10 protein-coding genes are annotated in these 9002 nt (G+C 42.6%); 8 read left to right on the top strand and 2 right to left on the bottom strand.

What is annotated here, in order from left to right; genetic code table 11:
* The coding region (locus EWV60_RS13595; protein ID WP_502705824.1) for a transposase at positions 1-203 on the bottom strand (203 nt) is incomplete at its 3' end.
* Positions 204-320: 117 nt separating this feature from the next.
* Here EWV60_RS13595 and EWV60_RS13590 point away from each other — a divergent pair.
* The 4 genes from EWV60_RS13590 (at position 321) to EWV60_RS13580 (ending at position 3907) form a co-directional block, all read left to right on the top strand.
* A complete protein-coding gene (locus tag EWV60_RS13590) occupies positions 321-1499 on the top strand; it encodes an AI-2E family transporter (RefSeq protein ID WP_069475566.1) in 1179 nt (392 codons plus the stop codon).
* Between the two features lie 740 nt (positions 1500-2239).
* Positions 2240-2434 carry a TLTLP motif-containing protein gene (locus EWV60_RS23415; RefSeq protein ID WP_012267246.1) on the top strand — a complete coding sequence of 65 codons (195 nt, stop codon included), beginning with the start codon at positions 2240-2242 and terminating at the stop codon, positions 2432-2434.
* A 160-nt stretch (positions 2435-2594) separates the two neighbouring features.
* Positions 2595-3104 carry an inorganic diphosphatase gene (locus EWV60_RS13585; RefSeq protein ID WP_002732961.1) on the top strand — a complete coding sequence of 170 codons (510 nt, stop codon included), beginning with the start codon at positions 2595-2597 and terminating at the stop codon, positions 3102-3104.
* Between the two features lie 116 nt (positions 3105-3220).
* Complete coding sequence (locus EWV60_RS13580) at positions 3221-3907, top strand: N-acetylmannosamine-6-phosphate 2-epimerase (protein ID WP_149107312.1); 687 nt, start codon at positions 3221-3223, stop codon at positions 3905-3907.
* A 37-nt stretch (positions 3908-3944) separates the two neighbouring features.
* Here EWV60_RS13580 and EWV60_RS13575 read toward each other — a convergent pair whose 3' ends face one another.
* Positions 3945-4268 carry a DUF4164 family protein gene (locus EWV60_RS13575; protein ID WP_002752658.1) on the bottom strand — a complete coding sequence of 108 codons (324 nt, stop codon included), beginning with the start codon at positions 4266-4268 and terminating at the stop codon, positions 3945-3947.
* Positions 4269-4541: 273 nt separating this feature from the next.
* Between EWV60_RS13575 and EWV60_RS13570 the strand changes: the two genes are divergently transcribed.
* The 4 genes from EWV60_RS13570 to EWV60_RS13555 all read left to right on the top strand — a co-directional run bounded on the left by EWV60_RS13570 (position 4542) and on the right by EWV60_RS13555 (position 8889).
* Positions 4542-6743 (top strand): PhoX family protein, encoded by a 2202-nt coding sequence (locus EWV60_RS13570; protein ID WP_287232787.1) that lies wholly within the window; start codon positions 4542-4544, stop codon positions 6741-6743.
* Between the two features lie 581 nt (positions 6744-7324).
* Complete coding sequence (locus EWV60_RS23265) at positions 7325-7543, top strand: four helix bundle protein (RefSeq protein WP_002740750.1); 219 nt, start codon at positions 7325-7327, stop codon at positions 7541-7543.
* A 192-nt stretch (positions 7544-7735) separates the two neighbouring features.
* The gene (locus EWV60_RS13560) at positions 7736-8602 is read left to right on the top strand and encodes a response regulator (RefSeq protein ID WP_194013268.1); all 867 of its coding nucleotides are present in this window, start codon (positions 7736-7738) and stop codon (positions 8600-8602) included.
* The gene (locus EWV60_RS13555) at positions 8599-8889 is read left to right on the top strand and encodes a circadian clock KaiB family protein (RefSeq protein ID WP_002734286.1); all 291 of its coding nucleotides are present in this window, start codon (positions 8599-8601) and stop codon (positions 8887-8889) included. Before EWV60_RS13560 ends, EWV60_RS13555 begins: the two co-directional genes overlap by 4 nt.
* Positions 8890-9002 lie beyond the last annotated feature (113 nt).

Below are 9002 nucleotides of genomic sequence, written 5' to 3'. Positions count from 1 at the left end.
GTTCCTAATTTTTCTTTAATAATTAATGCTCCGAGTGCTGTCCTGAATGTTTTGGCGGGTGTGCCCATTTCTTCTGAAAAAAGTGATGCGTATTCCGCTTCAAATTCTGACCAGGGAATGAGGTTGGCCATAATTACCCAACGATAATCTTGGGATAATTTCCCCTCAAAGGGCAGCTCGAAGTTTTCTGGTGGGGTTGTAATAAACCTACACCTGTCAGCATCCCACACCCCATCTTCCCACTTCCCCCGGTTGAGTTAGCGGGTTCGGCTTCGATCTGTCAGAATACAAGTATTGAAACAAACCCTTTAAGAGGCTTCATGGTGGAAGTTAAAGTCGTTCCCCCGAAACGCAATTGGGTTCAGACGTGGTGGCAATCCCTGAATTCCCTATCTCGCTTACTGGTGATTGCTCTAGCTGCACCACTTATAGTTCTGAATGCCTGGGCATTATCGGCAATTTTTGGCTATTTTGAATCTTTATTTGTTATTTTACTGATAGCGGCCGTTCTATCTTTTCTCTTGGGTTATCCAGTGACTTGGTTGGAACGTCAGGGATTAAAACGGGGTTTAGCTGCGATCGTGGTTTCCCTGATCACGATTTTAATTTTTGTGGCCGTGGGAATCACCCTAGTTCCCCTAGTCTTCACCCAAGCGCAGCAATTTGTCAATAGATTGCCAGAATGGTTAGACTCGGGACAGCGCCAACTGATGCAACTAGATACCAAAATCGACACGATGAATCTACCGATTCCGATCAGTTTCGATGGTGTTATCGCTCAGTTTAACAGTCGTTTAGGGGCAGAATTGCAAATTTTAGCGGGAAGAAGCGTTAATTTAGCCCTTAATCTCACCGTTTTTACCGTGGTGCGAGTGCTTGATGTGCTGCTAACCATTATCCTCACCTTTTATCTACTTCTCCACAGTCCCGATATCTGGAGGAGTATTATCCAATGGTTGCCCAAACCCGTCCAACAACCCTTTTCCCTAACCCTACGCTTAAGTTTTCAGAATTACTTTGTCGGCCAGGTGATTTGTGCCACTTGCATGGCCCTGGGATTAGTCACGGCATTTTTATCGATTAAAGTCCCTTTTGGTCTTCTATTCGGCCTCTTGATTGGTACCATGGCCTTAATCCCTTTTGGGGGAACTGTAGGCATTGTCACGGTGACAGCTTTACTAGCTTTGCGCGATATTGGTTTAGCTCTGCAAGTTTTAGCCGTAGCTGTAGTGGTGCAGCAAATTGTCGAAAACGGCATTGCTCCCCGGATTTTGGGCAGTGTCACCGGGTTAAATCCCTTTTGGGTGTTGGTTTCGGTCTTGACGGGGGCGCGAGTGGGCGGTTTACTGGGGGTGATTGTCGCAGTTCCCATGGCAGTAATGATCAAGGAAGCTTTGGAGGTTATCCGTCAAGTGACCCCAGAGGAGACAAAATACGGGATAATTAAACCCTCTCTCCCCCTAGAATCGGAATCCTCTAGCGGGGTGGTTTCTCGCTGAAGAATGACTGACGGCATCATCTAGTCCGATCTGAGCAATAATATTGGCCGGGATAAATCGGCAGTTTTCTCCCAGGTTCTTGGCTTTTCTCCCTCGATCGAGTTATGATGTAAACATTGGTAGATTGACCCCACTTGCCCTGATCGCTGTCCATGACAAGTAAGGACAAATCAAGGCTTGAGGATGCCTTGCTGGTCTCTGAGACCTAGCTTATTGGGAGATTAGCTAACCAATTGTCTCTAAACTCGGATAATTTCTAAGAAAAGGTGATTGTCTATCCCGATAAATCAGCAAAAAATCGATATTTTGGTTAAATAGGCTACATTAACAGCTAGGTTTCTATCGTAAGCTCGAAGTTAAGACATAAAGTCAATATCACCCTCCGATTGCAATGAGAAAATGTTTGAATCGCTTAATATTTGGGCTTTTCAGACATTTTTTTTGTGGATTGATACTAAATCCAGTTATTAAAAACTGATTTAGTATGACATGGACAAACACCAACAGACCATGATCTGGAGAGATGGTCAAGAAAAGTATCAGAGTGAACTATTGGAAAAGAATTGGTAAAATATAATTAGTAGGGAGAGTATTGCTGTTAATGTTTCGCTTTTTAACGAGACGTTAACCAAGCCCAAAGGCAAAAAATAGCAGTAATTTGTCAAAAGCTCAGGGCCGATGGCTGACTGCTCTGTATATCTCTCGTATTCTTTACTTGTCGAGTTCAACACGACCCCTTTATGGAATCAAGCAACCCGTCAGGGAAGACTTCCGAACCTCCTAGTCATAGGTGGGCCAATTTACTCGGAACTATGATCGCAATTCTGACCCTAACGTTACCCTTGTTAGCGATTGGATATAACTCCACGCCTAACTATACCGAAGAACCCCTTACCGGTAACACATCTTACTCCCTAACGAGGCAAATGAGGTGACAGAATTGAGATAGACGATTGCCAAGATAAAATTTTTTTCTTCGTCCCGATCCCCCTTGTGGGTAAAATTTGGATCGGAGTCAATCAAAGTGTCTTTTAATTTTGCTTGCGCTTTTAGGTGACTCTAAAGGCGCTATTGTCTTGTATTTGGAGAAAGCTTGTGGATTTATCGCGCATTCCTGCCCAACCGAAACCCGGTTTAATTAACGTTTTAGTGGAAATTACTGCTGGTAGTAAGAATAAATACGAGTTTGATAAGGATTTAAACGCCTTTGCTCTCGATCGCGTTCTCTATTCTTCGGTACAATATCCCTGTGATTATGGTTTTGTTCCCAATACCCTCGCCGATGACGGCGATCCTTTAGATGGTATGGTGATCATGGATCAGCCTACTTTCCCCGGCTGTGTGATTACAGCGCGTCCCATTGGTATGTTAGAAATGATCGATGGTGGTGATCGCGATGAAAAAATTCTCTGTGTTCCCGCTAAAGATCCCCGTTATGCAGAGGTAAAATCTCTCAAAGATGTCTCTCCCCATCGCTTGGACGAAATCGCCGAGTTTTTCAAAACCTATAAGAATCTAGAGAAAAAAGTCACAGAAATTCTCGGTTGGAAAGATGTGGACGCAGTAACCGCTTTAGTTGAACAGTGTATTGCTGCTTATAAGTAATCTAAGTCCAAAATCAGTAAACAGTTATCAGTGATCAGATTGGAGTTTTTTCACTGATTACTGTTCACTGTTCACTGAAAATACCCCCACTTTCCCACTTCCCCACTTCCAATTTTATGCGAATAGAAACCTTAAAATCGGGTTTAATCGTCTCCTGTCAAGCGCCAGTGGAGTCATCTCTGCACGATCCTGTAATTATTGCCGCCATGGCTCATGCTTGCGTGGATAGGGGTGCTTGTGGGGTAAGAATTGATAGTCCCGCTCATCTGAAAGCCACCCGTCAACAGTTGCCGGATATACCGATAATTGGACTCTGGAAACGCAATTATCCCGATTGTTCGGTATATATTACGCCCAAATATCAAGATGCTCTGGCCATTGCCGATGCGGGTGCCGATATAATTGCCTTAGATGCTACCCCCAGAAAGCGTCCTAATGATGAAAATTTAGCCACAATTATCGATCGTATTCATCAGGAAACTGGTAAATTAGTCATGGCAGATATAGACTCGATCGAAAGTGCTATTTATGCGGTGGCAGCTGGTGCTGATATTGTCGGTACAACTCTTTACGGTTACACAGAAGCAACTAAAAATCTACCACCGCCGAGTTTTTCTTTCCTAGAAGAATTAGTTAATAAGTTATCAGTTCCTGTTATCTGTGAAGGAGGAATATCGACTCCAAAAGAAGCCAAAAAAGCCCTAGAAGTTGGTGCCTATTCGGTAGTTGTCGGCACGGCAATTACAGGGATTGATTTAAAAACTACCGCTTTTTTACAAGGAATTTTATCGAAATATTCGTGACATTAATCTTGCTCCTAGCCGTGCCTGGTAGCCACTTCTAGGGATTAGGAAAAAAACCAAAAAGTTTAGCCGCACCACCCAAAATAGCGACGACTAAAGCGATTAAAATCCCCCGGTTAGTAAATTCCTGATAGGCAATCCGTGCCGTTAATCCCTTGATTTCCGTGGTCAATCGCTCATCTAAAGCTTTAATATCTCCTTTTAACTCTCCTTTGAGTTCTGCTTGTCCGATTTCTAATTTTGTGAGACGTTCATCGATTTTGTCGAATTTTTGAGTAACATCTCTTTGTAGGTTATCGATTTTTCCCTCAATCCTTGTCAGAACGGCTTCTAGGGAATAAGTTACAGTTTCGTTAGACATTTGCTAAACCCCTATTCAGTTTTCAGTTATCAGATTTGAATTTTAAGTGAACGGTATTAAATGGCAGTTTTCTACTGTCTTTGCACCGATTACTGCTTACTGATTATGGCAGTTTTCTGCTGTCTTTGCACCGATTACTGTTTACTGATTACTTTTAACTGGCTGTTAACTTAGTCATAACTTGGATAATATATAATACCTATGTCAAGTTTATGTAATAAAATTTAACCTAATCAAGGTCTGAACACCAGTTTTGACTTTATTCCTGAAAATATGAGTATTTCTCGCCGTAATTTCCTCACCTTTTTAACTGCCACTGCTGGTGTCTCTTTTTTCAGTCTGCAAGAGAAAAAATATTCCTCTCTGATTAGCAGTCCTGCGATCGCTGCCAATAGTTTTGGGTTAAACTTTTCTCCAGTCAAACTGCCAATTCCCTTAAAAATTGACGGTATGAGCGATGAAAGCCAAAAAAATGCCTATCAAACCTATAAAGTCCTAGATGATCTCGTTCTTCCGCAAGGATTCACCTATGATGTGCTGGCACAGTGGGGGGATAAAGTGGGTGATTCCCGTTTCGGTTATAACAATGATTATCTATCTTTTATCGAAACCAGTCCGGGTCAAGGTTATCTAACCGTTAATTTTGAATATATCAGTGGTCGTACTTGGCTACAAACCTTTGAACAAGTGATCGGTAAAACCCTACCCGTCAAGGAAGTACGGGAAAAAACGAACGAAAAGGGTGAAATTGCCGCCTATCACCTGCAAGATGCCAGCTTAAGGGCAAAAATCGAGGAAATCTCCCTAGAAGGCTTAATTGATCAGGGAATTGGCGTAATTTCCTTAGCTAAAGATCAAACGGGAAAATGGCAACGTACCTATAGTAAAGCCGATCGCCGCATTACCGGTATTTCTGGACTAAAGGACGGTCATTACCTGAAAGTGACTGGTCCTGCTGTAGCAATTTTTACCAAAACCAATAAACTTGGCTACGATGACGGATTAGGGTCAAAAATTATCGGAACATTTCAAAATTGCGCCGGGGGAACAACTCCCTGGGGAACCGTATTTAGTGCCGAGGAGAACTTTCAAGACCAAGTGACGGAGGTAGTGTTAAAAGACGGTTCCTCTTTGCATCCCGATACTACCCCCTTTATTCTCAATAGTGGGGAAGTGGATGGCCGGGGTAACGTTTTTGGGTTAGCGGGAAATAAATACGGTTGGATGGTGGAGGTGGATCCGGCCAATCCCGACGATTACGGCACAAAACACACTTGGTTAGGGCGTTTTCGCCATGAAGCGGTCGCTTTTCTCGCTCAAACGGGGCAACCCTTGGCGGTTTATTCAGGATGCGATCGCAGAGGCGGTCATGTCTATAAATTCGTTTCCGAGGGCAAAATTAGCGATATTAAGGCGAAAAATAACTCAAAACTCCTAGAAAAAGGAATGCTCTACGGGGCCAAATTCAACCCCGATAAAACTGGTTATTGGATACCATTAAATCCCGACACGGAGATAAATCCCGTCCTACCGAGTCAAATTGCCGCTAGTCGCGGGGATGGGGTGGTAGCTTTGCCAAATCCCGAAAGAACGGTCAATGAGACTAAATTACTGCTATTTAAGGACGATGAGGAGATTCTAGCCTACAAAGCTAAATATAAGACCCTCGCAGACCTGTATGAAGGTAATGGGACGGAAAAACAGGGAGCAATTCTCATCGATGCTCATTTTGCCGCTAACGCCGTTGGGATCACTTGTACTGGTCGGCCAGAAGATACGGAAGTGGACGAGAATGGCACTTTATATATAACCTTTACCTCTGGTAGTCCCAGTCAAGCGGAGGGAGGAGCCGATAGGGAGATATTTAAGGGACCAAATGGCGAAATCCCCTACGAATTTGGTTGGATTATCAGCTTAAGGGAAGATAATAACGATGCTGCTTCCTTAAGTTTTCGTTGGGATGTGGTCGCTTACGGAGGGGAACCGACCGAGAAAGGTCAGGGTTTTTCTAATCCCGATAACCTCGCTTTCGATAAACAGGGAAATCTCTGGATGGTTAGCGATATTTCCACGGGTGGGTTAAATCGAGAGATGAAAACTCGTTATCCCCAAGGAGTCCCGGTTAGTCAACGGGATTTATTGGGGATTTTTGGTAATAATAGCGCTTGGGTGTTTGCCAAGGGTCAAGAGCATCCCTATCCTTTTGCTATCGCTCCCATGGATGCGGAATTAACGGGATTGTACTTTACTCCCGACCAAGAGACGTTATTTTTGGCAGTACAACATCCGGGAGAAGCGGGGGGAATTCGTCGGGATTTTGCCTTTGAAAACCGCAAATTTGCCCTGAAAACCACTAATGGGCAGGAATTTGAACAAATGCGACAAGTACCCCTAGGGTCGAATTGGCCCAGTGGTCAAGTTAATCAACCTCCCCGGCCGGCAGTGGTGGCAATTCGCCGAATCCAGTCAAAATAGGTGAGGGAAGTGGGGTGTGGGGTGTGGGGAGAAGCTTTTTTCAGTGTTGCCAAAGGCACGGCGTAGCCGTCCAGTAAACAGTAAACAGTAATCAGTGAACTGAAAACTCACATCTGATAACTGATAACTGATAACTGACTTCTAACCCAATGTTGGACAAAGATAAGCAAAAATTATTTATTGAAGGCAAAAACTTGAGAATATTTAAATTAACATTCCGCAATATTTACAAATTCTTAAGAATTAATTGAGAAAGATTTTTATTTAACAACGATGTTGTAATGGTTACAGCGATTTGATAGAATTTCATAGTGGGCTATTGTGTGCTTTTTTGAACAGCAATAGTTGAAACCCTTGCCACACCTAGAAAGTGATCCTAATTAAGACGGGTAAATCAGTCAATTTCACCCACAACGATGATCTTTTTTTTATGTAGTTTTATTGCAAAAAAAAAGTTTTTTTGACAAAAAGCACAAAGTATGATATGCCTCAACCTATTTCTGGCTGCGAGTAATGATTGTAGAGGGGAGAAGGGAGAGGGGAGATATATAATTTAGCTAGAAGCTTAAGTGCGGCGAAAAATGTCAACTGAGCCAATTAGAAGCCATAAAGATTGGAAGTCCTATCAAAAAGCCTTCTGTGCAGCCATGAAAATTTTTCAATTGTCGAAAAGTTTTCCTAAAGAAGAAAAATATGCTCTAACTGACCAAATTCGACGGTATTCTCGTTCTATTTGTGCTAATCTAGCGGAGACATGGCTTAAACCTAGATACCAAGCCGCATTTGACAAACATGGTTAAATTTTGCCGTACAGTGCGGATATATGGACGCACAAACAGGAGAAGAATTATCAAGTGTGTACGAGGAAATTTTGGCTATTTTAGGGCAAATAATTAATAATTCTCAGCCATGGCTCTTAAAGCGTTAATATACAGTTTTAATCCTCTCTCCCCCGCTCCCCACTCTCCTATGCTTTTTAAACAGGATTTAGTATGACTAGGGATCTCTGTAGGATTTTATTGATAGAGGACGAACCGACGACTGTTAAATTAATCCAGAGATTGCTGTTAAAGGCCCCCCAATGTTCTCTGGCTGAGGGGTTGACTTTTACCCTCACCCAAGCTCAGGATCTACAGGAAACTGCCGAAAAACTGGCAGGGGAGAAATTTGATCTCATCCTCTTAAGCTTGGAAATCTCCGTCCCCCCCGGCTTAAATATTCTAGTCAAAACCAGAGAATTAGCCGCTGCTATACCGATAGTGGTTCAAACTACTAGCAATGATGAGAAATTAGTCGTTAGAGCCTTTCAACTCGGTGCTGATGGTTATATTCAGTTAAATAATATCGATAGTAGTCTTTTAGTCTATCAAATTCGTGTAGCGATCGAACGTCAGCAATATATCCTCAATCTTAAACATCAACAACAGGAAGAAGAATTTCGCGAACTGGAACAGTTAATCAAGGGAGGACAAACTAGCATCACGGCGAAAATGTTCGGTTCTGAGGCAATAAGGCAGAGTATTCCCGATATTTTTCAAGAATTAGTCCAAAATTACGGAGATTTATTAGATTTAGCTTTAGAGGAACAAGCATATAAAGTGGAACATAATCTATCGGAACGACTGCGAAGCTTAGCCGATAAGTTAGGATTCTTAAAAGCTAGTCCTCGCGATGTGGTGGACATTCATACCACCACCCTACGCCAAAAAAATCAGGATGTCACCCTGGCCAAAGCGCAGGCCTACGTTAGCGAAGGTCGTCTCATGGTCCTGGAATTGATGGGTTATCTCGTCTCTTTCTATCGTAAATACTATATCGGTCTCAGCAACATTAAACTGTTCAATAACACGCAATCATGAGTCAATATCTTCTCAAACTCTACATTATGGGTGATTCAAGTAAATCCCAGAGGGCGATCGCCAATATTTTTCGGATCTGTCGCGAGGAGTTATCCGGTCTTTATACGGTAGAAATAATTGATGTTCTCGAACAGCCGCAATTAGCGGAACAGGATAAAATTCTCGTAACTCCTACTTTAGTCAAACAACTTCCCCCACCCCTACAAAGAATTATCGGCGATATGTCCAATACCCAAAAGGTTCTCCTCGGTTTGGATGTTATTCCCAAAGACTCGCGTCTCAATTAGGGTTTGCTGAAAAAGTCATTGAAAAGTACAGGTCTCTTAATCAATGATTTCACTTAGCTACAAGCATAAGCTTTAGTTGTTGATTAATTTTTAAGTCATAACTTATCCTAATC

It is taken from the genome of Microcystis sp. Msp_OC_L_20101000_S702 (genome assembly GCF_007095705.1).
Lineage (GTDB): Bacteria > Cyanobacteriota > Cyanobacteriia > Cyanobacteriales > Microcystaceae > Microcystis > Microcystis ichthyoblabe_A.
The sequence above is the reverse complement of the archived record's forward strand: the minus strand, read 5'-3'. Positions and strand labels throughout refer to the sequence as shown.